This window comes from Yoonia maricola, from assembly GCF_002797915.1.
GTDB lineage: Bacteria > Pseudomonadota > Alphaproteobacteria > Rhodobacterales > Rhodobacteraceae > Yoonia > Yoonia maricola.
Map to the genome: position 1 here is coordinate 1719186 of NZ_PGTY01000001.1, position 22896 is coordinate 1742081.

The following is a 22896-nucleotide window of genomic DNA, read 5'->3' on the forward strand; positions in this document are numbered from 1 at the left end:
GAACCCGGTCAATGTGCTGGACTGTGTGTTCATGGCAGATGCGCCGAACCAGAAACGAGTAGGCGAAATCAGGACATGGGCATTATGAAACAAATGTTTCGGACATGCTTCAAGGCACATCAGGAATGGTTAAGTTTACGTATCGCCACAGCACAAATGCCACAAGAACCGTGATTAATATGGCCGCGCCGTACAGAATGGAGGCGGCTATTGTTAACGACACGACTTCTAGGATGAGCCCGGCAAGCAAGATCCCCGAAAACAATGCCAGACGCTCGGCCATGTATCCAAAGCTGATCATCCGGTCTCGCAAGACCGGCTCTGCACCCTGTAAGGTCGAATAGTAGCAGACTTCGGTCGCCGCATCGAAAAGACCCGCAAGAAAGGCGAAGATCAGATAGGCCAGTAGCGCGGTCACGCTAAAAACCATCCAGAACATTGCAAATGTCAACACCACCATGACCACGAAGATCTGTGGCAAGTGGATATCTGTTATGCGGGCCCAGGCCAATGAGCGGGCGATGGTCAAGCCTGCGATCATCTTCCCCAGACCCCAAGCGCCAAAGAGCCAACCGGCAAGCTGCGCCTGATTGCTAGGGTCGAAAGATGTCGACAGCACTGGGAAACCTACATTATGCATGCCGGAGCCGAATGCCTCCACAAGTCTAGCGACGATGACGCAGATAAACACGGCGGGTAGTCCCACTTTAAAGATCCCACAACGTGATGTGGCGGCTGCCTGGACTTGCGGTGCACCGATCTTTAGCTGCGGTGCGCGTGCGCTGGTCAGAAGCGAAGAGGTCACAAATATCAGTGCGCCGAAGAGCAGGAAGGTCTCCATCTGCAATATTGCTGACGTCATGCCAAGAATAACGCCCCCACCTATCGTCGCGGCAGATTGTACGATTTGGATCTGTCCGTTGAGCCGATGCCGCCCCTGTGCGCCAACGAGATCTGGTGCCGTTGACAACAGCGATATTTGTGACAGGCCAAAGCTGGCTCCCAGGATGAAGGTCACGACAGCAAGGCCGGTCAGGCTCCAGGCCGCAGGCAAGGCGAAACAAAAAAGCATGGCCAATGCAGCAACGAAATCTGCGGCAAAGAAGAGCTTTGATAGGCCAATACGCCGCCGCGACCGGGCCGATAGGGCCCCACCCGCCGCACTGCCAACCATGCGCAGCGCCACAAAAATACCAACGGCGGCTGGGCTGCCGGACAGCGCCATCGCCTCGACACTAATGAAGATACTTGTGATCGTTGACAGACTAGCCGACATAAAGCGGCCCGCCAAAATAGTGTTTAATGCAGCCGGTGCGACAAGGCGCGTTTTGGTCAAGTCAGGTTTTCCTTTGGCCGATGTCTTTGGGTATGCACCGTAACAACGAGCATGTCACGATAGGCGGCATGGCATGTTTGCTTGGCCTGAACCGGGCCCGCCTCGTGATAGAGGTGCATATCATCCACCACCAACGTTTCGCAGAATTGGCTGAGCACGGCTTCGAAAACCTTCTCTTTTCCAGCCGCATCCGCAAAAAGGCGCGACGGCACCGGTTCACATCCGTCACTTTTGATAAAGTGCATGAAGACCCAATCTGCGCCGTCCTTGTGAATGCCCGAGGTGGTTGGGCTGCATTGCTGATGGTCTGCGATCACGCGGAACAGGTGTATGTCTATTTCCGCCGGTTGGGCGGATTGCGGTATCATTTGCAGATCAAAGGCCAACAGCCTTTTTGTCAAGGGATGGCCGGCGAAAGACGCTGGGGCGGCAGACACATGGTTTGGCTTGTGGCTTCCCGCGATAGGTCGTTTAACCTTGGGCAATATGGTCATGTCCTTTCGTGGTGTCAGAACACCATCACACGAGCGAGAGTATCGCAGCAGCCTGCGACGCCGGTTGGTAAACTCGCGATACTTTTCATCCCGAACCAAATCATTCCAGAAGGCTGAAAAACCACGCAACTCATCTGTCGTGACCGCAAGGGTATCGGCCAAGGCCGGGATATGGACAAAGTGTTTCTGCGCGATCGCTTGGGCGCTTGTCATGCCACACCTGCGATCTGTCGCGGCTGACCTGTCGCCATATCCACACGGACCATTTCGCATGTTTGAGTGTAAAGCGCCCACGCATGATCTGCGTCCTTTACACGGGTCCAGAATTTCGCGACGAATCTCTCGGAAAGGGAAATATCAAAGTAGTCGTCACTCAGATGCGTCGTATGGTGCAAAACACCCTCTTGTTGCGCGGCCTCTTGCAAGCCCGTCAGTCCGGTCACAAAACCAGGCGCAGGCGGATAAAGCACAAACATTGCATAAGCATCATTCAACTGCTCTGCCCGCGAAAGAATACCCGCGCAAGTGTCTTCATCAACATCGCCTCGCATGAGCGCCATGCCTGTTTCAAAGGGGTCGATACCAAGCAGCTCGCGAAACTGCGTTGGCACATCAAAGCCACCCACACGCGGATTGACCTCAACAGCCCGCGGCCCGTCTGCTGTCAAGAACAGTTCCAGATGCACCATTGTGTCCCTGAGGCCGACTGCGCGCAAGACGTCCTCAGCGTAGCGTTTGACAGTGCTGACGTCACTGGCCGAAAGACTGGTTGGTGGTGTTATCAGCAGGTGTTCCAAAACTGTGCTCTGCTCGTATGAGACATGCAACTTCTCGTTCACGAGCAACGCATGTGGTGTGTCGCCGCGCACCATACATTCGATCGTCAGCTCAATGCCGATCAGACATTCTTCAATCAAAGCAATACGTCCACCCCCCGCGAAATCTGCCGTCAGCGGTGTTTCCGCAAATTTCCGGCAAAACAAAGCATAGTGTTCGGACAGCTCTTCCATGGTGTCGCAGCGCCGGATCAGAACCGATCCGGTGCCTGCTGCTGGTTTCAGGATAAGTGGAAAACCCACATCTTTTGCCGCTTGTTGCAGACCGCCAGTGTCAAAGACGGTCGCATAGCGCGCTGAAGGAATATTACGGTCCGCGAGCCGGGCGCGCATGAGAGATTTGTCATTGACGCATTGCAGCGATTTGGGATCGCGCTGCGGCAAGTCAAGCTTTGCGCAAGCAGCTGCAAGATCATCGTGGAGCGTGCTGCCTGGGCGGCATTGGCCGGGATATGTCAGGACCAGTCGCACATCATAACGGGTCTGTAAGGCCTTGACGGCGCTGATGATTGTATCGACGCCCGTTCCGCGGATTGTTACTGTCTCATCGCTCAGCGCCTCTGGCCGTCCGGGGTGTGGATGCGAATCCTGGACCAGCGTAACGCGGGCCCAGCCCATTGCTTTGGCACTGGCGAAGTGATTGCGCTGGAAAGAGTACAAACCATCGGGTGAAAAGTCGTCATCCACATAGACTAGGGCGGGCTGTTTCATTGATCGATCCATGTGCATCGGTCTCCTTTCCAATTAGTGAAGCGAAATACCGCGCGCCCTGCCGTATCAGTGCTCATCGCGGGTGCGGGGGCGTCGGGCGCATCAAGTGGCAGCGTATATTTACCCGTGACATGCGGCAAAACGTATTCCGGAACGGCAAGATTGCTGCGCCGCCGTTTGAGCTTGCGCATCAATGCCTGACCGCGCGCGATGGGCACGCCAAAGCGCGCCGAACCCGGTGAAAATGGCATAAAGTGATAAAGATAGTACGGCAGCACCCCGCCGCGATAAAGCGACATGCATAGTGTGCCTAACGTATCGTCACGATCATTGACCTGCCCAAGCAGAGGAATGTTCGCAAACAAAAGCGGTACATGCTGGCGCAGCTTCCCGATGGCCTCCCAGAACGGCGTCGAAAGCTCAGCGGGGTGGCAGACATGCACTCCAAAAGCAGCGACTTTGGCATCCCTTAACGCAGACAGCAATGCGTCCGTCACGCGATACGGATTGAAGCTCAACGCGCGGCTATGAACCCTGATGATCAGATCCGCACGTAGATACCTCAGGTCATGCAGCATTGATGCCAACTTTGCATCTGACAACATCAAGGGGTCACCACCGCTCAAAATGACCTCTTCAATCTCGGGTTTGGACGCGATGTAGGCGAGCGTATCGCTCCAGTAGGACCGTTGCAGCGCTGCCTTGCGGCTTTCGGGTTCCCGTGAAAGCGTCCGCAGCGCTTCAAAACAGAACTGGCAGTAGGCGTTGCAGGTATTGGATGCGCGAATAATGACACGGTTATCGTATTTGTGCTGACAAATCGGTGTGACCATCTCTGCTGATTGCTCCCAATTCTCTGTATGCGCATCAAACCCAGTCTCACGCTCTGGCGCAGCATCGGGTAGGATCTGAGCGGTAATGGGGTTAAGCAATTCAGAATGAGTGTTGGCCGCCGACCGCGCCAGTGCAAGGACATAAGGCGTCACTTGAACCCGCTGGCCTACCATGTTTCGCCTGAGGTTACCTTCTTCCGCATGCGGAAACGCGCAGATCAATGCGTCTAAATCGCGAACCGCGTTGCGTTGTTGCCAACGCCAATCGTCCCAATGGTCCATCCAGTCGTCGCTCCAGCCCAGGCGCGCGGCGAGCGCGTTATCAATCAAGCTGTGAAAAGGCACCTCTATGGTATTGGCGAGATCTTTCATGAATTGGTCCTCCTGATGTTTATTGGTCGCGGCGATGAAACTCCGTTTCGGCGGCGGCTACCTTGCCCGTTTGATCTTTGCGCTGCCCCCAGATGTCTGCATCAATAGGGCCGCGAAACATCCCGACGCTCTTGGGACGCAAATAGTTAGCAAGTCCCTCACGCCCTTTTTCCCGGCCAATTCCTGAATGCTTGATGCCGCCAAAGGGCGCGCTACAGCCACCCTGACCCCATTCGTTGATGTGAATTTGGCCCGCTTGAAGGCGCGCTGCACAGTTACGCGCCCGATTTATGCTTGAGGTGAACACACCAGCGGCCAATCCGTAATTCGTCCCATTCGCTATATTGATGGCATGGTCGAGATTTGCCGCCCGCTGGATCGATAAGACAGGGCCAAAAACCTCTTCTTGATTGATACTGGCGTCGGGAGATGCGTGCGAGATGACGGTCGCTGGATAATAATGACCGGTGCGCTGGGGAAGAGTTCCGCCCGTGTCCACCTGCGCGCCACCTGCCTGGGCTTGAGAAACCGCCCTAGCAACGGATTGTTGCTGACGGGCACTGATCAAGGGCACGATCACATTGTCACGGGCACCGGACCCCATGGGCAAGTTCCTAACATGCGCAATAACATTGGTCAGAAGGCGATCATGGATACCATCCAAAGCGATCAGGCGTGACATCGCATCACAGACCTGACCCGAATGGCGGAACATACCGTCATCCAAGCTTGAGAGGACGTCTGCAATATCCGCGTCCTCGCAGACAATAGCGCCAGATTTGCCACCCAACTCAAGCACCACCGGAGTGACATGCTTGGCCGCGGATTGCATGACTTTTTGGCCCGTTTCAAAGGACCCAGTGAACACGATCAGATCAATATCACGATGTTGCGCCAGATGTTCACCAATGCCCGGCCCCACTCCGGTGATGGCGGCAACCGTTCCCGCAGGTAGGTCGCATGCTGCAATCAGATCAACAAGCTGCATGCATGCCAACGGTGCAAGTTCCGACGCTTTCACGATGCTGGCGTTGCCTGCCGCCAGCGCCGGCGCCAGAGATCGCGCCGCCAGCAGTAGCGGAAAGTTCCAAGGGACGAAATGTGCGACAACACCCATTGGTTCTTGTCTGACGGATAAATCATGATCCGCGTCGCCCCACAGTTCCCTGTCCCAGATATTGGCGCAGAGGTCTGCGAAATACACAAATAGGCGCGCCGCCCCGGCCACTTCCCGACGCGCGACAGATATGGCTTTCCCGGTTTCGTGCACAAGCATCCAAGCGAAGGCCTCTGTCTGTGCCAAAAGACGCGCCGCAATGGTGCGCAATAGAAGGGCACGATCGGTCAGTGGTATGTTCTGCATCGCACCTGCGCGCACGTTTTGCCGTGCCAGTGCAATGGCGTCGCCAACATCTGCTATGGTCGCAACCGGCGCTGTGGCAAAGACTTTTTCGGTTGCTGGATCAGTAATCGCAAGTGATGTATTGTCTGACAGTGGGCCTGACACCTCCTGCCAACGGTCAAGTGATACGCGCGCGCCGGTCATCTTGGAAAGGCTCCGTCGTCACCGCCATCTACAGTCAGGATACAACCAGTTGTTTTGCTGGCATTATCCGATAGCAGAAATGTAACTGCGCGTGCGACGTCGTCGGGCTTTACTTCTGTGCACAGCAGGTTGCGATCAGCATAATACTTCGCGACACTATCAACCGGCACGGCATTCAAGTGCGAGCGTTCCTCACAGATGTCTTGCGTCCAGAATTTCGAGTCGCTGAATATCGCGCCCGGATTCACGACATTTGCCCGCACGCCAAAGGCTCCGCCTTCAATTGCGGCCACACGCGCTAACTGTAGCTCTGCCGCTTTTGCAATGGCATAGGCCCCAAAACCGGGTCCAGGTGCCACGGCAGTTTTCGAGGCGATATAAACAATCGCCCCGCCCATTCCCTGTTTTTCAAGATAGTCGAGCGCCCATTGAGTAAGGAAAAAGTGACTCGTCGCGTTCTGCGCTAAGGTCACATCCCAATCGTGCCGATTCATCTGGCGCAAAAAGCCGGTGCTGCCACGTCCTGCATTCGACACCACGTGATCCAGCCCGCCCAAGGTCGTTACAGCGGCATCCATCATCTTTTTGACGGCATCTTCATCGCTCATGTCGCAGGTCATCTGCCCCTGTAGGGGGGTCTCGGTCTTTTCAAGCCCTTCGGACAGCGCCTCAAGTCCGTTGGTGTCGATATCAGCGGCAAAAACATTCGCACCAAGCCCGGCCAACTCAATAGCAGTGGCCCGCCCGATGCCAGAACTCGCACCCGTGACGATGGCACAATGGCCCAGAAATGGTACAGCAGCTCTGTCGATATCTGTGCAGGGCGGGAGGTCATAGTTTCTGCCGCATCTGTCGCTGGGCGCAAGTGCTTTGGCGAACTGCCACTGTGATAGTCGGTGCTGGGCGCCTTGCGGCGTATGCGCGGTGGCACGGGCATGATGGCCGGTGTCCTCTTCCCAGATCACCACCGACTGACGCTTGCCACCGCCTAAATCAGCACGGCAGTCTGCGATGGCCTGCGATGTGGTAATCGTCTGAAGTTGCCTTTGACCGGTCAGCAGAACAAGCTTATCAACAACATCCGCAAGGCCGGCAGCGACGACCTGACGCGTTAACCCTCTTGCGATATACCACCCCTCTTGCAAACACAGTGCACTATCCAGCAACACTCCGGCGCTTAGATAGTCTTGAATATTATCAAAAACCGGGAGTTGCGTTGCCCGTGTCAATGCCGCCTTGAAGGCGGCGCGTTCTGCGTTTGCGACGTCACCCATACAAAGCGCGGCGACGGCATCAATCTTGACCGTAAGTGTCCACGAAGCTGTACCCGTCCCATGAAACAGAAGAACCGGCAGCAAACGGCGCAGGTCAACTGAATCGACACTGCTGACATATCGGGCGGCGCATAAGGGATCATGGAGCATGTCCTTATCAGGCGTGTTGCAAAGCGCCTCTACCAGCACCTGACGCCGGGTGAGTCCATGACCCTCACGCAGTGTAACGTCTGACACCATTTGTCTACCAAAAGCGACGCGCTGACCCCATGCCTCGTCTGAGAGTTCACGCACGTGCTGTTGCGGCAGCGTTTCAATCGAACTGTCGTAAAACTGATCCTTCATTGCGATACCCTTCCCGCATCGTGATGCCGCGCGGTGGTATTGCGCAGCCAGGCGGTGCAAAGCGGAATTTGCGCGAACGCGTTGTATGCGACATGCGACAGCAAGGCGGGCAGCAAAGACCCGCTGGCCGCCGTCAGGCCGCACCAGAAAAGCGACAGCGCAGCGAGCCGCAAGTAGTCGCGCACACCATACTTGTGATGCGCCCAACGGTTCGCCGCATGTTCGCTTACAAAAAGGATGGTAGAGACCACCGCAATCGCAGCGAACGGCGCACCCGCCAGAAAAGCAAAGACAACGCCACGGTAAAACACTTCTTGAGAGATCGCGGACATCAGCGTCTGGTAGCCATGGAATACGACCCGCATGCCGGGCACGTCATTGTTTGGCCTTCCCCAAATTGCCCGAACAAGTCTGGCGACTTTGGAAAATTCAGAGCACCGTATCATCAGCCCGGCAAACAAACCCGCTATCACAAACCAAGTTGCTGATGAAAGCGGAAGATCGACCCAAAAGAGACCAATGTAAAACGGTAAAAAGAACCCAACAAACGGAACGGCAAAAAGAAATTCTGCAACGCGCGGAGAAGCGCGATAGCGCGCAGCGCGGATCATTGGATTGGCGATCTGACCAAACAGGATCAACAAAAACAGCGCAAGCACCATCGCAAGACCATCGAAACTGTATGCTGCACAAATTAGTGCACCTAGAATGGTGAAGGCAAAGAGCGCCTTTGTTCGGCGAGGGAAAAACGGGGCGTGCTGGTCCGACGGCAGCCGCATCCCGTAAATTGCTTCAATGCGTGTCTGCGCCTGAGACATCTCAGTACACCTGCGCGATGCAGGCACCCGAAACGGCGAGATACAGCAAGACCATCCCTTGGATGTCGCGATACTGTTTCCGCCCAATTGGCGCGCTGACAGAACATTCTTTAAGCGTTTGTTCGTACGTCATTTTTGCGCTCCACTCTGACGGTTGAAGGCTGTATCGCGTAAAGGACGGAATATGCGGCAAATCCGACTCCGGCAAAGATTAGAACGCTTGCTGGTTTCATTATGTCGGCATCGATTGCCCATCCGGAGGCCAGTGCGGCAATTCCGCTAACCAGTGCGCCCAATGCGACGCGGACTTGCATATGTCCACCAAGCGCTTCTTGCGGTGCGATCGCCATAAGGCGCGCGCGGGCACCACTGTTGGACACCATGTTGCACAGACCATTAAATACGCCCAATACTAGCAAGACAAATAGAACACCCGATTGCGCCATCAAAATCGTCGCCAACCCCAAAAGCGCGTTTCCGGCCACAATGGCCTTTCTGTCGCTGAAAACCCAAAGGCCGGTAAAAATTGCAAGACCCGCCAGCGTTAAGCCGCCAAATTGGCTGGCTTGAAGTAGGCTAAGTCCCGTCTGCGGGTCATTCAGCACCTCCGCCAGATAAGGGATGATGCCTACCGAAAAGAGTGCGATACTCGCCGAAATGAGACTATTACCAATGGTGAGTAATTGCAGTTCAACTGCCTTTGCACCATCGGTAGGAGATGCAGCCTGCTTTTGCGTGATTGCTTCGGCGTTAACAAAGCTTGGCAAACCGACCTTTATCGGTGCTATCAGCAAAAGAGCTGCCAACAAAAACACAACAGCGTTTAACCCCAGAAAGACACCAATATTCTGCAGGTCGAAGAACGCCGCCGCACCAATGGCACCAAGCATCCGCATCACTTGGGACGCAGTGACATCCAGCGCATTGACTGCCTGCCGCACAGGGCGCGCCGCATTTTGCGACAGCATAGCCATCCGCGCGCTCGCCTGCAGTGTCCCGATGACATCTTGTAGAAAGAACAATGCGATCAGTACCCAAAGTACGTCGACAGTGGCAATCATGGCAAACATCAAAAGCATGCGCAGAATGTCCAGCCCCGCCAGGGCGCGCATTGTGACTACCAAGTCAGGCATGTGGCGCAAGGCAAGGCCAACAAGGCCCGCAGCAGAACGGATCCCAAAAAGTGCAGCAACAGCAAGCGTGCTCTCAAACTGAAAGAATGCATAGAGTGACAGCGCAATAAGCGTGATCTGATCGCCCAATGCAGTCAGTCCACCAGAAAATACCAGCCGCATGATGTTTGCGCTTTTTCCTGCGTCCGATTGCTCTGTAAACGAATGTGACATCAGGGTTTCGCAATCAGAATGCCAAGGTCAGCCGCTTTGCTGCAGAACCTTTGGTGACCGCTCGGCATATCTGCAGCCGCCACCGAATTCCCTGCTTGCATACGGGACAAAATATCAAAACCGGCCTGATCGGTCTTAAACAGTGTGCGGCCCTGTCGAATAAGAAAGTCCGACCCAATCTGTCTTAGGGTTGTATCGTTAGATAACTTAAACATGACATACTCTCCGTTTTTAGATAATTGGGTGCAGATCGGGCCACGCATCTTTCGTAACCAGATCGGGCCAGAATCCCGTACACGGCCCTTTCATCAGCACACAATCTTTGCAGCATTCAGAATGCCGCACGTGGATTGTGTCATAGGCAAATGCATTTCCGCTGAGGAATTGCTCTTTGCTGTCCACCATGATCCGTTCGGCGCCATATCCGCCAAAACCCAACTCATGTGCACGTTTCAAGCCATTCAGGATCTGTAACGTCCGCTCACTGAGATAGCAGGCCGGCACACCGTTTAGTACGACAGGCAAATCAAGAGCGGCCGCGCAATCCATCGCCTTTTCCATGCTGGGTATCAGCTCTTCAAAGCTTTGTGGAATCAGCTCTTCCTGTTTCTGGGCGGCCCAACCATGCATGAACGGAAACGTCATCAACCAAAACCGAACACCCAAACCTGCCAGAATATCTGGAAAAAGCGGTAACTCCGGTACAATGGGGCGCGACATCACGGTATTGACACCGACTTGAACGTTATGCCCAATTAAGTTTTGAATACCGACCAACTGCGTGTCGAGTTTATCTTTCAATCTGGTGATATATACGTGACTTTCTGGCGTCGCGGCCTGAAGCGAAGCTATCACATGCGTAAAATATTTTGCGTGCCTTGCGGCATAGTAGTCATCTGCAAAAGCCATAACATTTGAATGCAGAATAACCCTGTCAAATAGCGCGTGTGCCGCCTTGGAAATCTCATATAGCTCTTCACGAGTAGTAGGCTCACCACCGGAAATATGGATTTCCTTCTGTTTAGCATGTTTCGACAGATAGCGAAGATTTTCAATCTGTTCGGATAGATTCATGTTTTTCACAGATCTACGGTCACCTACCCAGCAAAACCGACACCCCATGTTGCATTTATAGGTGATTTTTAATTCCGCTGCAGATATTGGAATTTCACCCTTTTTGGAATTTTCGACAATCTCCGACATATCTCACTCCATATTGCATGGGTAAAGGGAAGACGCACAGCGTATTGGCGACAAATTTCATCGCCGCCAATACAGCGGTATAAAAATTTTAATTATCCGATAAGGCTTGCCATTGGTAGATCGACCTCTTCCAGTGCAGGCTCATCAGTTTCGAAAGTAATGTCTGTACTCTCGACTTGAACGATATCTGTATCAGTTGGCTCCGTCTCGACGGTAGCAACAGAATTGCTCGCTAGTTTCACAAAAATCACCTCCTTAATTCATCTAATCGTGTCAGACTAATATTCAGAGTGTCGAACGAGATTGCGCTCTTTCAACTACATAAACACTGTTCCGTTTCTTTTTCTGTGTCAACGCAAGTCAACAACTATAGGCGTAAATTTGACTAGACACATCTTGATACCTTACGATGACTCAAATTTAAACTATTGAAAATAAACAATTAAATATCTCATTGCTCGAACATGACACCATTCCAAGTTGTGCCTATGTTTTGTGCATATGCTGATTTCTCAGGAGTTCCTCTTGCCAAATTTCGATTAGAAGAATCCGAATCAATAATAAAAATTCGAACATTTTTGAAGTTACAGGCAGCTTTCTCGTTAAGGAGTGGTACGAATTTCTATTCAAATTTGACGAAGATTTTGTTATGGTAGCTTTGCAACTCAGTCAAAAAGCGATATCCACAATGATTAAGTCACGTATTCAATCAACAAAAGAACTATCCGAGTTGCTAGAAATATCTTTTGGCATCTCACTTGATTCGCTAATCAAAAGTCCGCTAATCAGTGTTGCGGGCGACGCATATATTTCAGGTTCATTGATAGATGGATTTTGGAATGAAAAATCTGATATCGATATATACGCTTTTTCCGATAACCCACTAAGTTATGATTTATGCTACGATCTGGGACCGAACTTACCTCGCGCGCGCCGGAAGTTGGTGCCTGATTTACAAAGAGTGGAAGTGACGTACCTACCACAGAATTTTGATTCCGTGTACGGAGCGTATTTTGACAACTATCTTACGCAAGAAAGCGCGCCAATGGCTTTGGGTCCTGAAGCGATGGAGATACTTCACAGGTTTTCAACAGGTGTACCCTTAGCGGCACACGGAACTTTTGCTGATCGCCAGGCACGTATCAATCGCGGGGCCTTGCAGCAGTATTTCGCCGATGTCCATTTGCGCCGCGCTGACTCTTACCTCGAAGATGTCGTTGGGGCGCTGGCTGAGGATGATTTGATCAACGCAACCACTCTCACCCGGTGCAGGATAGAATGTGTGGCCGATAGCTTGCTGGCCCAGCTTGGTGAGACAAATACACGGGTCGAAAAGTGGCGATGGAAAAAGATTGCGCGCGCTTTTGGCGTTGAGAGTGATCTCTGGCGGAGCCTTTATGCAATCACCTTTCCTGCGGTACAAAAACTAAGCAAGTCAGATATCCGTACGTCTCTCGCCAACGCTAACGCATTTTTAACCTCTCAGATCGGTGATTTGGAAGGTGCGGCATGACCTACCATACGCATCTTGATGTGCGTGCCCGCCGTCACAAAGGGGGGCTTTTGCTTTTGCGGGGTCCTGTCGCAATGCAGTTATCTGCCTCATTCATGCAGCTTTGGCATTTGTTGGCGCGGCGCACTCAGTTCGATAACGCGGTTGTTCATGACCTGTGCGACGCCCTGAAGCTTGATAGAGCCGCAGGTGATAAACTGGTGCAAACGCTTCTGGAAAAGGGCTTTGTTGCAACCGCCTTGGCCGATGACCGGGTAGATATCTGACAATGTGCGGGCTTTATTTCACCACCGGCGTCGCGAAGCGCACACGGCGAGACCACAGTCGGGCACTCACGAAGATGGCACACCGGGGTCCTGACGCACGCAATGAAACCTATTTGGAAGACGGCGGGATCTTTGCAGGCCACTACCGGCTGTCCCTTATGGCTGGGCCGGAAGGGCAACAGCCGTATGTGGATAACCGGTTTCTCATCCTCTTGGTGGGCGAAATCTATAATGTCGCAGACATCGCAGCAAAGCTTGACCAGCCCGTCGCGTCAGAGGTTGAAGCGATTGCTAGACTGCTGACGCATTATGGGGCACGGGGCCTTGATCAGCTTGATGGCATGTATGCGATAGTCGCATATGATCGTCAAAAGCGGCACGTGATTGTCCACCGCGATCCTATGGGACTGAAACAGCTTCATGTGACAACACATCGGGGCCGACCTGTCTTTGCCTCTGAAATTGCGCCATTGTTGGATATTCGCGCCACCCGCGGCATGCCGGAGCGCGACGCCTTGATCGAGAATTTTCTTTTTCGGGTGCCGTTGGGTCGAAAGACATTCTATCAGGGAATTACGCGACTGCGCCCTGGAGAAACCGTCGTTCTTGATCAGGTCGGGAACCAAGTTGACACTTGGATCACTGATATTGGTGCGCGTTGTTTTGGACAGCGCCAGGATCAGGCAGATCCTAAAGAGCTGTGGGATGTTCTGCAGAACGCAGCGCTATCAACCGTGGCGCATCGCGACCGAGGTATCGCGGATGTGCCGCTGCTATTGTCGAGCGGGATGGATTCAAACGCGCTTGGTACAATTTACGGGTCGCGCGGTATCGGTATCAGCGCCGTCACAGCGAGCTATCCGGGCATATCGACAGCGCAGGACGAATCGAGTTTGGCCACCCTTGCTGCCCGGCACTATGGTCTGCCCATGCGTATCGTCCCGGTGACTGCAAGCGCTGAGATGCTGGGGGGCGCCTTGTCGCATCTGGAAGCACCGACCTATTCTTCCTCTGCTACGGCGATCCTAGCAATCGCGCAGCAATTGGCGGATCAAGGCGTCAAAATGGTGATCGTAGGCGATGGCTCGGATGAGCTTTTCTTCGGTTACTCGCAGCTTATGCAGCCTCCTGATGCACCACCAGATGTGTATCAGTCCCGCATCGGCCTTGCTGATATCGCCACGTCGGCCGCATTGACAGGTGAGCCTGAAGCAGCCCTGCGCGACCGCGTGATGGGAGCGCTATCCGGGCCGGACAAAACGGAAACCTGGCGTCAATATCAAGCGTTTGAATTACGTTACCGTATCCCCGACTACCAAGCTCACAGGCTTGATCGGTTGTTTATGGCACACGGGATTGAGGCACGCGTACCATTCCTGCGGCGAGATGTGGTGCAATGGGCATTGTCGGTCGGGCGAGATTTGCATCTTGCTGCCGGCCGGAAATCATTGCTTGGCCTCGCTGTTCGCCCGCATGTCGCCCCGTGCGTCAGAGATTTGGCAAAGAAACGGTTCGTGGCACCAGTCGCTAAATGGCGCCAAGGGAAGCTGGCTGCAGATGTCTCTCGGCATGTCAGTCCTCGCGCACTCATGCAAATTGGGCTAGACCCGAAACTGCACAAGGATGACTTCGCCAAATTGTCGGACCGCTGCATCTGGGGCATCTATATGATGGCGAGGTGGGCAGAGGTGACCTGGGACATGGAGCCGTCGCTATGAACCGACCATCAGGAAGGCAACGCGACCGGTTATCAGATCAAGCCGCAGCAACGACCCGCCTGCTGTGCGCGCGTGATCCATGCCCGATGATCGTACTGACAGCAGGCGACGGTGCGGGCAAGTCAACGCTGCTCGCCGGGTTAGAACCGCTGATGCAGGATGTTGCCTTTTGCTCTATTGATCCGACTTTTCTTTATCCGCTTCAGGAGGCACCACATATGGACTGGGCCCTGCAAACCCACCCACGTGAAGTCATCTGGAAATGTGCGCCTATGGTGCGCAGCGCGTTCTTTGTCACAACTTTCTCGGTTCTGGTCGAGCACTACGTGAAACCAAATTTCCGACGACGGCCAATCATTATCGACAGTTACTGGTATCGGTATCTCGCCAAGGAAATGCTCCAAAACCCAGATGGGGCCAACGTTTTCGCCGATCTGACGCAGCGCTTGCCACGCCCCGATCTGGTGGTGGAGCTGACCTGCGACTACAGTGTCGCCTTTTCCCGAAAAGACAGCATTTCGCCACTTGAAACTGGATCCGGGATAAACCCGCAGGAAGACTTCATCCATTTTCAATATCGCGTTGCGCAAACGGTGAACAAACTCTTGCCCGCAGATGTGCCACGCGTCAACCTGCGCTCGACAACCGTCGCGCAAACAACAGCCAATTTTTTAGCCACGATTGACGCTTGGATTCATGATCTAGAATAGCAAAGTTGGAAAATACCTTGAAAAAGAATGGGCCGAGAACGATAGCTGCAGCGGATTATGATGCATTGGCCATTGAAAAGAAATGGCAAGCGGTTTGGCGCGACCGAGAAACCAATAAGGTTGATCTCAAAAACGGACCTAACCCTTTCTACAATCTGATGATGTTTCCTTACCCCTCGGCAGACGGATTACATATTGGTAATATCTACGCTTTTAGCGGCGCTGACATTCAGGGCCGATTTCAGCGTCTGCGTGGGCATACGGTGTTTGAGCCGATCGGCTTTGACGCTTTTGGAATCAATGCGGAAAATTTTGCAATCAAATCGGGAACGCACCCGGCCGAGTTGATCCCACGCAACATAGCGAATTTTAGCCGTCAGCTTAGCGCTATGGGCATGATGTATGACTGGTCACGCGTTGTCGACACCACCCAGCCAGCATATTATCGTTGGACGCAGTGGATATTCGTCCAGCTTTTCAAAGCAGGTCTGGTCGAACGTCGTACCGGCCCAGTGAACTGGTGCCCGGTTGATAAAACAGTGCTGTCCAATGAGCAGGTCGTTGACGGTCACTGCGAACGATGCGGTGCACGGGTTGAGACGCGCAATCTTGCACAATGGTTCCTGCGGATCACTGATTATGCGGACCGTTTGCTTGCTAATCTGGATGAAGATCAGCTGGATTGGGCCGCGTCGACCAAGATGATCCAGAAAAACTGGATTGGCCGCTCTGACGGGGCCAAGATCACGTTCACGGTGAAGGATCACGACGTTGAACTTAGGGTGTTTACGACCAGGGCCGAGACGGCGTTCGGTGCCAGCTTCATCGCACTTGCATCTGAACATCCTGCCATTGATCAGATCATCGCAGCGGAAAGGATCGCGGAGGTCGCTGCATTGCGCGATCGTCTGCGGCGGAAGGATGTCGTCAGCCGCCGTATCGCCGGTGTTGGCAAAGATCCTGAAGGTGCGCCATTAGGCTGTACCGCCACCAATCCACTCACAGGAGAGGAACTGCCTGTCTTTGTCACCGACTACGTACTTCACGAAACCGGGACCGGTGCGGTGATGGGGGTGCCTGCCCATGATGACCGGGACTTTCGTTTTGCGAAAATGCGATCGCTGCCCATTCGTCCTGTGATCCAGACACCGGGTAATACTGATGCAGAGGAGGCCTATACCGCCGTGCATCCCGATGATCGCATTATAAATTCGGACACGTTTGACGGCCTTTCGCCGGTAGAGGCACGCGTCAAAATCATTGCCCATCTCACAACTCTGGGTCAGGGAGTGGCATCGACGACTTACAAACTCAAGGACTGGTGCATATCCCGGCAACGATATTGGGGGCCGCCCATCCCGATCATCTATTGTGACACCTGCGGCCCACAGGCTGTCCCAGAGGATGATCTGCCTGTTGAGCTGCCGGACCTGCCCGACTTCGAGGCGAAAAATGACGGTATAAGCCCTCTCTCGGGCGCACAGGAATTTGTTGCTGCCACTTGTCCGACTTGCGGTCAACCGGCACAAAGAGAAGTCGATGTCTCCGACACGTTTCTCGACAGTGCGTGGTATTTCTTACGCTACCCCAGCACCACCGATGACACCGCACCGTTTGATCCTGATATGACGCGCAAGTGGCTGCCTGTTGACCTTTATATTGGCGGACAAGAACATGCCGTACTGCATCTGATGTATGCACGTTTTGTGACCATGGCTTTGAGTGATTTGGGCAAGTTACCCTTTGAAGAGCCGTTCTTGCGCTTTCGCCCGCACGGCATGATCGTCAAGGACGGACAGAAGATGTCAAAGTCCAAAGGGAATGTCGTCGGTCCGGACGACTACTTGGGTCGTTTCGGTGCCGATGCGCTCCGATGTTATCTGATGTTCATGGGCCCGTTTACCGAGGGGGGCGACTTTCAGGAGAGCGGAATCATCGGGATCACCCGGTTTCTCCGCAGGCTATGGGGGCAGGTCGGAGCGGCACAGCCGGCAACGATTTCTGGCGACGATCTTGCCAAACTACATAATACCATCCGCCAAGTGACGCAGGATGTTGTCGCATTGCGATATAACACAGCAATTGCCGCACTGATGGAACTCTCCTCCGCTATCCGAGCACGCAAACGCGCCGCGACACGCGAAGAAGCTACGGCCCTTGTCATCATGCTTGCACCCTTTGCGCCCCACTTCGCGGAAGAGGCATGGACTGTTCTTGGCGAACAATCCTCCATTTTTGAACATGCCTGCTGGCCCTCTTATGACGCGGCGTTCTGCGTCAATGAAACGGTCAATGTGGTCGTCCAAGTGGACGGCAAACGACGCGGGAGCGTGCAGGTCGCACGCGGCGCTGCTGAGGACATGGTTCGTACCGCTATTCGTGCCGACCAAAAGCTAGTTGCGATTGAAGCGGCGACAGCTCAGAAGGTCGTTTTCGTACCGGACAAGATCATCAATTATGTGACCTGTAGGTGAACTTTCTTGGGGATTGGTAATAAATCAATAGGTCCGACTCTAAGTCGACAGCAAAGTAGATTATCGTTATATCGCTCGGACGGAAATCATGCCGCGTGATGCATGCCAATTATATGCCCTAATGATAACGGTTTTCTGGAAACAAAGGCTGACTGTAACCACCGATCACTACCATCAAATCGTGGTACAAAGGGTGTGCGCGCATGAATGCACTTCTTATTATTTAGGATAAGGAGGTGACCTGCTCCCCATTGAGTCCGCTAATTTAGGTTAGCTCTGTTCAGGTTTTGGCCTTCGTTAGACCGGTTAGCATATTCTCCTGGCGTCATGCCAGCGAGGCTTGTGTGCGGGCGGTGATGGTTAAAGTCGGTGCGCCACGTCGCGATCAGATGGCGGGCATGGCGCAGGTTGTCGAACAAGTGTTCGTTCAAACACTCGTCCCGCATTCTCCCGTTGAAGCTTTCCACAAACCCGTTTTGCATGGGCCGCCCCGGGGCGATGTAATGCCAGTCAACGTTGCGGTATTCCTGCCATTTCAGGATCGCATTCGAAGTCCAGCGACCACCGCTGGTTCGGCCCTTGCGGGACCGCCATCGGTGCTCTGGTGCCAACTGCACGCTTGCGTCCGCCCCGTTTACGCACTGTTAACCCTTCTTCGCGGTAGATCCGATACAGCTTCTTCCAATTCACCACCCAGCCTTCACGTTTGAGCAAGATGTGCAGCCGCCGATATCCAAAACGCCGTCTTTCAGATGGCAGTTCCTTCAATCGGTCTCGCAGGTCAGTATCCGCTGACCGCTTCGACACACGCCGATAAACACGCGGGTCGATCCCAGCCAAGGCGCAGGCCCGCTTTTGATTGTATCGCTTCTCTTTCATGGCCCAGGCCGCAGCATTGCGTCGCGATCATGCGTCCATTGTCCTCGGACCAATGGCGGAAATGGCCACATCCTCAAAAGTTTTTCCCAGCATTTCCTTAAGCGTCGACACATCCATCATCTGCTCAGCCAGTAACTTCTTCAGCTTGGCATTCTCGGCCTCAAGGGCCTTCAGCTTCTTTGCGTCTGACACTTCCATTCCGCCATACTTGGACCGCCATTTGTAACACGTCGCATCGCTGACACCGTGCTTACGGCAAAGCTCCTTCGCGCCAAGCCCAGCCTGATGCTCTTTCAATATCCCGATTATCTGCTCTTCGCTGAAACGGCTTCTCTTCATCGTCTGTCTCCTTGTTGGAGAACAGGCTAACTCAAAACACAGGACTTTTCAGGGGAGCAGGTCACTCTGGAAGAGTTTCTATCCCATCGCGTCTTCTTAGACCTTTGCAAAATAGCGGATTGAGATTTCCGGACATGTCGCCCAAAGCAGTCAGGTCAGTCCTTCTGCACATCTTGAGTATCTTTGGTCATGGTTCTGACCGCCTCACGACAAGCCTCGGAGAAGGTGATCAATACCTCGGTCGACACAGTAATATCTGACTTTCCCGAAGCAGAGAATTGACGCGATAGTGCATGCCCAATGTGCGAATACAAAGACGAAATGCTAGGATATGCTTCCGGGCGTATGGCCACAACAACAGAGCGTCGGTCCGTTAGTGAACGCGTCCTCTCGACAAAGCGGGCTTTTTCAAGTCGATCGATCAATGCCGTAACGGCACCGCTTGTCAAACCAGTCTGCCGGGCAATCTCGGTTGCAGTAAGTGATCCCTTCCCGAGCACATTCAGACACCTGAGGTCGCTGCGATGAACACCAAGTTGTGCTGCAATTGTATCTTCTAGCACATCCACTGCGATGTATACGGCTCGCGATGCAACATTCAGACTGTCTAAGGCTTTATCCTCGGCATTTATTACCTTCACCATTAAGATACTCACTTGAAAAGTTAAATCATATGGAGTTATAGACTACTTCAAGGGACGTTAGAAGTGACCGCCAAACCCTATTTTAAAAGAAGAACATACCGATGAACACATACTCGACCTATGAACTGATTGATAAAAAGTGTTCGGTTCTTGATGGATTTAGGCCTACCTTTGGGAAGGCGACTGGATGACGGGACTTCAGTATGATGGTCACAGCTGGATACCTGACGCTGATTTGTTCGTGGCAGCAAACGGTAGATATGGTCCACCGGCACGGTGGCAAGGGGTACAATTCGGGGGAACGAGTGCTTGTCTCTTGCTTGGCCCTGATATCACGAAGCAGGTCAACAGACCATCAAACCCTCCGACGGCAAGAGGCCCAGGATGGGATATACCTTGGCGCCATCTTAATGCACCGCCCCTTCACTTCACAATGGATGCAGGTCCGCGCTGGGTGAGGGGGCACTTAATCAATGGTTATTGGGGAGGATCCGGTTTTAATTGGTGCAACTTGGTTGCGTTGACTACGGTTGCAAACAGAAATCATGCAACAATTGAAACACGACTTAACCGTTATTTAACTGAGTTTTATCGTTTTGATCGTCGTCACAGAGGGAAAGTAGCGTATTGGTATTGCATTCAATATTGGGTGCAGGCATCCAGGACCCCTTGGGCTATTCTTGCAACTTCGAATAACCTATATAGTTACTGCCCAAATTTGATTAGAGTTACTTGGCGCATCGTCAGGGTAACGAAACCGGTAGGACAACCGGGATGGTCGATCAGAAAGTTCAAAACACAATTTCCTAAACTACTTGCCGCCCAAACTACTACGCCAAATTTAGTCCAGGCGACAAACGCTCAGCTTCAGAGAGATTTCCCAGGGTTTAGGTTGCCTCGAATCCATGCCACTTTAAGAAATACACCAAGAAACAGAGCAGAAAATCAGAGACCTGCTGCTAACCCGCTATTTCCAACACCCGCTGGTAGACCAGCTATTCCACCTGCCGTTTCACTACTTGATGGAAGTGCCGCCGTGTTTCAAGATTGACAATTTAAATTACGTTCAGAGAGACAGAAATAAAAATCTGGATATCATCTTTTCTCAGGGAGCAGATCAGTCATGCCTCAAGTAAAACAATCCTCCATAATGATAATCACTTCATTCGCAGGTGCTTTGGCGACGGGAAACGCGTTTGCTGGTGGCTTGGATGATGCTGTAATTACCCCGGTGGTGATCCCAACACTGACAGCGCCAGTGGGCGCTCATACGGCGGTTCATGATTGGAGTGGCCCTTATGCAGGTCTGTCGCTCTCACAAGGCGAGGATACCTTTAACTTTTATCAAGATGGATCCAGTTTTAGTGGGCCATTTGACTCGGAAGGCACCGTCACAGGAATCGTCGGGGGCTTCAATGCGCAGCGTGGTAGCTTCGTGTATGGTGGTGAAGTAAATGTAAGCTTTGGCGATATCAGTTATGATCAATCTGATGAGTTTGCCAGCCTTGAATTAGACTATGCGTCAATCATAGATGTAAAGGCACGTGCTGGCTACGCGATCGGTTCTGTATTGATCTATGGTGCGGTTGGCTACAGTGCTTCGCAACTTTCAGAAAATGACAGCGATTATTTCACGCTGAATGGCATGAGCTATGGTGTGGGCTTCGACTATGCGATTGGGTCCCGCTATTCCTTAGGGTTAGAGTATTATCGGCGCGATCAATCCGGTGATCTTGACCATGCTTCTGACTTTTCGATCGAAGATTCTGAACTTGAGACCTTAGCCCTCCGCGCACTATTCCAGTTTTGATTGCGCCGCCATATTTAATGGTACTAATAGCGGTGTTGGCTTGGCGCAATTAGTCACAATCGAAGTAGTCTCATTCGTTTTGAAAAGTGGTCTGCGCCTTTTGTGCGCGTTCTCGGCCTCAAGGGCCTTCAGCTTCTTTGCGTCTGACACTTCCATTCCGCCATACTTGGACCGCCATTTGTAAAACGTCGCATCGCTGACACCGTGCTTACGGCAAAGCTCCTTCGCGCCAAGCTGCGGATTTGACATCGACTTTGGGCCGCCCACTAAGGCAGCCAAATTTTCTATATTTCGATTGCTTCCGCTATGACCAAAGCGTCTTCAAGCTCAACACCGAGATATGGCGGGGCCCAGAAAAGACTCGCGATACAATGATAAACGGGTTTCTACTGACGGATGATACAGGACATAGACAACTGCGGCGGATACCTGTCTGACGCGTTCGGTTGAGTGGGATGGGTTGACACATTTCCGCATTGTCATGTCGATGGAGGAACGGCTTGAACGCGCACCCGATCGCATAAGGATTAAAACTTTTGCCGATCCTGCGTTGATCGACGCACTGTGGGTAGACAACTGCCCTACGATAGCCGCCAGCTTGGACATCGTCACAACACCTAACCCATAACACCCCGTCTGATCAGGTTCACCCCCGCGATAATCAGCACCCACAACGTCACGCGCCGAAACCGTTCTTGATCAAATTTATCACCCAGACGGAACCCCAACCACATGCCAATAAGGGCGGGCAGAACAAGGGCGGCCGAGAAGCTCCAAGTGTGTGCGTTCAGGATGCCCGATTGCAAATGCCCTAGCAAAAGCATGACCGCCCCCAACCCGTAAATCACCCCCTGCACCGACATCTGTTTGTCCCGCGGCGTGTTCAGCGCAAGCAGGTACAGCACCGTGGGCGGACCCCAGGTGCCGGCCAATCCACCAAGGACACCTGCCAGCCATCCCGCAACCCACTCAAAAGGACGTCGCCAACGTGGCGTAATCTGCGGGCGCCAACCGATCAATTGGATAAAGCAAAGACCCACAACCGGCACCCCAAGTACGATAAACATGACGTTGCCGGGGATGCTGCGCACAAACTGTGCCGCCACAAGGATCATGACGCAAACGACTAGAATATAGCGCCAATGCTCTTTCAGCGCCGCCTGTGCATTACCGACACCCGAACGGGCGACCTGAAGGCCATTGCTGATTACGATCGGAATAACGATCCCGGCGACCACCAGTTCCGGCGGGATCACAATACCCATACCGGAAATCATGATCAACGGCATCGCAAACCCGACGGCACCTTTTACAAAGCCGCCAACCAGCGTCACGACGCAAGCAAATGCAAAAATCGCGAGGGTGATATCGGGGACAAACATGGCCATGCTTCGTCTTACGACATTGCGCAGGACATACCAGCTTGAAA

At 53.1% G+C, this 22896-nt stretch carries 17 protein-coding genes and 2 pseudogenes; 6 read left to right on the top strand and 13 right to left on the bottom strand.

Going from position 1 to position 22896, the window contains the following annotated elements:
- Nucleotides 1-109 precede the first annotated feature (109 nt).
- The 9 genes from BC777_RS08685 to BC777_RS08730 all read right to left on the bottom strand — a co-directional run bounded on the left by BC777_RS08685 (nt 110) and on the right by BC777_RS08730 (nt 11114).
- Nucleotides 110-1336: an MFS transporter gene (locus tag BC777_RS08685; protein WP_100367673.1), complete on the bottom strand. Its 1227-nt coding sequence runs from the start codon at nt 1334-1336 to the stop codon at nt 110-112.
- Nucleotides 1333-2043 carry a 2OG-Fe dioxygenase family protein gene (locus tag BC777_RS08690; protein WP_168769111.1) on the bottom strand — a complete coding sequence of 237 codons (711 nt, stop codon included), beginning with the start codon at nt 2041-2043 and terminating at the stop codon, nt 1333-1335. The genes BC777_RS08685 and BC777_RS08690 overlap by 4 nt, the downstream gene beginning before the upstream one ends.
- On the bottom strand, nt 2040-3377 hold the full coding sequence (locus BC777_RS08695; protein ID WP_168769112.1) for an ATP-grasp domain-containing protein: 1338 nt from the start codon (nt 3375-3377) through the stop codon (nt 2040-2042). Before BC777_RS08695 ends, BC777_RS08690 begins: the two co-directional genes overlap by 4 nt.
- Complete coding sequence (locus tag BC777_RS08700; protein ID WP_211095342.1) at nt 3374-4582, bottom strand: KamA family radical SAM protein; 1209 nt, start codon at nt 4580-4582, stop codon at nt 3374-3376. Before BC777_RS08700 ends, BC777_RS08695 begins: the two co-directional genes overlap by 4 nt.
- 19 nt (nt 4583-4601) lie before the next feature.
- Nucleotides 4602-6128: an aldehyde dehydrogenase family protein gene (locus BC777_RS08705; protein WP_100367676.1), complete on the bottom strand. Its 1527-nt coding sequence runs from the start codon at nt 6126-6128 to the stop codon at nt 4602-4604.
- A complete protein-coding gene (locus BC777_RS08710) occupies nt 6125-7747 on the bottom strand; it encodes an SDR family oxidoreductase (RefSeq protein ID WP_100367677.1) in 1623 nt (540 codons plus the stop codon). Before BC777_RS08710 ends, BC777_RS08705 begins: the two co-directional genes overlap by 4 nt.
- Nucleotides 7744-8409 (bottom strand): CPBP family intramembrane glutamic endopeptidase, encoded by a 666-nt coding sequence (locus tag BC777_RS08715; protein ID WP_168769113.1) that lies wholly within the window; start codon nt 8407-8409, stop codon nt 7744-7746. Before BC777_RS08715 ends, BC777_RS08710 begins: the two co-directional genes overlap by 4 nt.
- Before the next feature lie 266 nt (nt 8410-8675).
- On the bottom strand, nt 8676-9860 hold the full coding sequence (locus BC777_RS08720; RefSeq protein WP_168769114.1) for an MFS transporter: 1185 nt from the start codon (nt 9858-9860) through the stop codon (nt 8676-8678).
- 282 nt (nt 9861-10142) lie between these two features.
- Nucleotides 10143-11114 (bottom strand): radical SAM protein, encoded by a 972-nt coding sequence (locus BC777_RS08730; protein ID WP_100367681.1) that lies wholly within the window; start codon nt 11112-11114, stop codon nt 10143-10145.
- A 649-nt stretch (nt 11115-11763) separates the two neighbouring features.
- Here BC777_RS08730 and BC777_RS08735 point away from each other — a divergent pair.
- The 5 genes from BC777_RS08735 to leuS are packed head-to-tail and all read left to right on the top strand — an operon-like array spanning nt 11764 to nt 17795.
- Nucleotides 11764-12627, top strand: coding sequence for a nucleotidyltransferase domain-containing protein (locus BC777_RS08735; RefSeq protein WP_133122532.1), 864 nt, complete (start codon nt 11764-11766; stop codon nt 12625-12627).
- Nucleotides 12624-12893 (top strand): hypothetical protein, encoded by a 270-nt coding sequence (locus BC777_RS08740; protein ID WP_100367683.1) that lies wholly within the window; start codon nt 12624-12626, stop codon nt 12891-12893. Before BC777_RS08735 ends, BC777_RS08740 begins: the two co-directional genes overlap by 4 nt.
- A gap of 2 nt (nt 12894-12895) precedes the next feature.
- On the top strand, nt 12896-14611 hold the full coding sequence (locus BC777_RS08745) for an asparagine synthetase B family protein (RefSeq protein ID WP_100367684.1): 1716 nt from the start codon (nt 12896-12898) through the stop codon (nt 14609-14611).
- Entirely contained in the window at nt 14608-15321 is a 714-nt protein-coding gene (locus BC777_RS08750) for a hypothetical protein (protein ID WP_100367685.1), read from the top strand. Before BC777_RS08745 ends, BC777_RS08750 begins: the two co-directional genes overlap by 4 nt.
- A 17-nt stretch (nt 15322-15338) precedes the next feature.
- Nucleotides 15339-17795, top strand: a complete 2457-nt coding sequence (leuS, locus tag BC777_RS08755; protein ID WP_211095343.1) for a leucine--tRNA ligase — start codon at nt 15339-15341, stop codon at nt 17793-17795.
- A gap of 260 nt (nt 17796-18055) precedes the next feature.
- Here leuS and BC777_RS08760 read toward each other — a convergent pair.
- Together BC777_RS08760 and BC777_RS08765 are read right to left on the bottom strand one after the other, a co-directional pair.
- Nucleotides 18056-19013: pseudogene (locus BC777_RS08760) on the bottom strand (integrase core domain-containing protein).
- A gap of 155 nt (nt 19014-19168) precedes the next feature.
- Nucleotides 19169-19657, bottom strand: a complete 489-nt coding sequence (locus BC777_RS08765) for a MarR family winged helix-turn-helix transcriptional regulator (protein WP_100367686.1) — start codon at nt 19655-19657, stop codon at nt 19169-19171.
- A gap of 1123 nt (nt 19658-20780) precedes the next feature.
- On the opposite strand from BC777_RS08765, the gene BC777_RS08770 reads away from it, so the two are divergent.
- Nucleotides 20781-21467: an outer membrane protein gene (locus BC777_RS08770; protein ID WP_100367687.1), complete on the top strand. Its 687-nt coding sequence runs from the start codon at nt 20781-20783 to the stop codon at nt 21465-21467.
- A gap of 93 nt (nt 21468-21560) precedes the next feature.
- On the opposite strand, the pseudogene BC777_RS08775 reads toward BC777_RS08770, so the two are convergent.
- Together BC777_RS08775 and BC777_RS08780 are read right to left on the bottom strand one after the other, a co-directional pair.
- Nucleotides 21561-21716, bottom strand: a pseudogene (locus BC777_RS08775) (transposase); the annotation flags it as partial.
- A gap of 368 nt (nt 21717-22084) precedes the next feature.
- Nucleotides 22085-22855 (bottom strand): sulfite exporter TauE/SafE family protein, encoded by a 771-nt coding sequence (locus BC777_RS08780; RefSeq protein ID WP_100367688.1) that lies wholly within the window; start codon nt 22853-22855, stop codon nt 22085-22087.
- Nucleotides 22856-22896 lie beyond the last annotated feature (41 nt).

Excerpts from the sequence above, each read along its gene's own strand:
- BC777_RS08690 (WP_168769111.1), bottom strand. The coding sequence starts at position 2,043 with ATGACAAGCGCCCAAGCGATCGCGCAGAAACACTTTGTCCATATCCCG.
- BC777_RS08695 (WP_168769112.1), bottom strand. The coding sequence starts at position 3,377 with ATGAAACAGCCCGCCCTAGTCTATGTGGATGACGACTTTTCACCCGAT.
- BC777_RS08700 (WP_211095342.1), bottom strand. The coding sequence starts at position 4,582 with ATGAAAGATCTCGCCAATACCATAGAGGTGCCTTTTCACAGCTTGATT.
- BC777_RS08705 (WP_100367676.1), bottom strand. The coding sequence starts at position 6,128 with ATGACCGGCGCGCGCGTATCACTTGACCGTTGGCAGGAGGTGTCAGGC.
- BC777_RS08710 (WP_100367677.1), bottom strand. The coding sequence starts at position 7,747 with ATGAAGGATCAGTTTTACGACAGTTCGATTGAAACGCTGCCGCAACAG.
- BC777_RS08715 (WP_168769113.1), bottom strand. The coding sequence starts at position 8,409 with ATGGTGCTTGCGCTGTTTTTGTTGATCCTGTTTGGTCAGATCGCCAAT.
- BC777_RS08720 (WP_168769114.1), bottom strand. The coding sequence starts at position 9,860 with ATGCGGCTGGTATTTTCTGGTGGACTGACTGCATTGGGCGATCAGATC.
- BC777_RS08730 (WP_100367681.1), bottom strand. The coding sequence starts at position 11,114 with ATGTCGGAGATTGTCGAAAATTCCAAAAAGGGTGAAATTCCAATATCT.
- BC777_RS08735 (WP_133122532.1), top strand. The coding sequence starts at position 11,764 with ATGGTAGCTTTGCAACTCAGTCAAAAAGCGATATCCACAATGATTAAG.
- BC777_RS08740 (WP_100367683.1), top strand. The coding sequence starts at position 12,624 with ATGACCTACCATACGCATCTTGATGTGCGTGCCCGCCGTCACAAAGGG.
- BC777_RS08745 (WP_100367684.1), top strand. The coding sequence starts at position 12,896 with ATGTGCGGGCTTTATTTCACCACCGGCGTCGCGAAGCGCACACGGCGA.
- BC777_RS08750 (WP_100367685.1), top strand. The coding sequence starts at position 14,608 with ATGAACCGACCATCAGGAAGGCAACGCGACCGGTTATCAGATCAAGCC.
- BC777_RS08765 (WP_100367686.1), bottom strand. The coding sequence starts at position 19,657 with ATGGTGAAGGTAATAAATGCCGAGGATAAAGCCTTAGACAGTCTGAAT.
- BC777_RS08770 (WP_100367687.1), top strand. The coding sequence starts at position 20,781 with ATGCCTCAAGTAAAACAATCCTCCATAATGATAATCACTTCATTCGCA.
- BC777_RS08780 (WP_100367688.1), bottom strand. The coding sequence starts at position 22,855 with ATGGCCATGTTTGTCCCCGATATCACCCTCGCGATTTTTGCATTTGCT.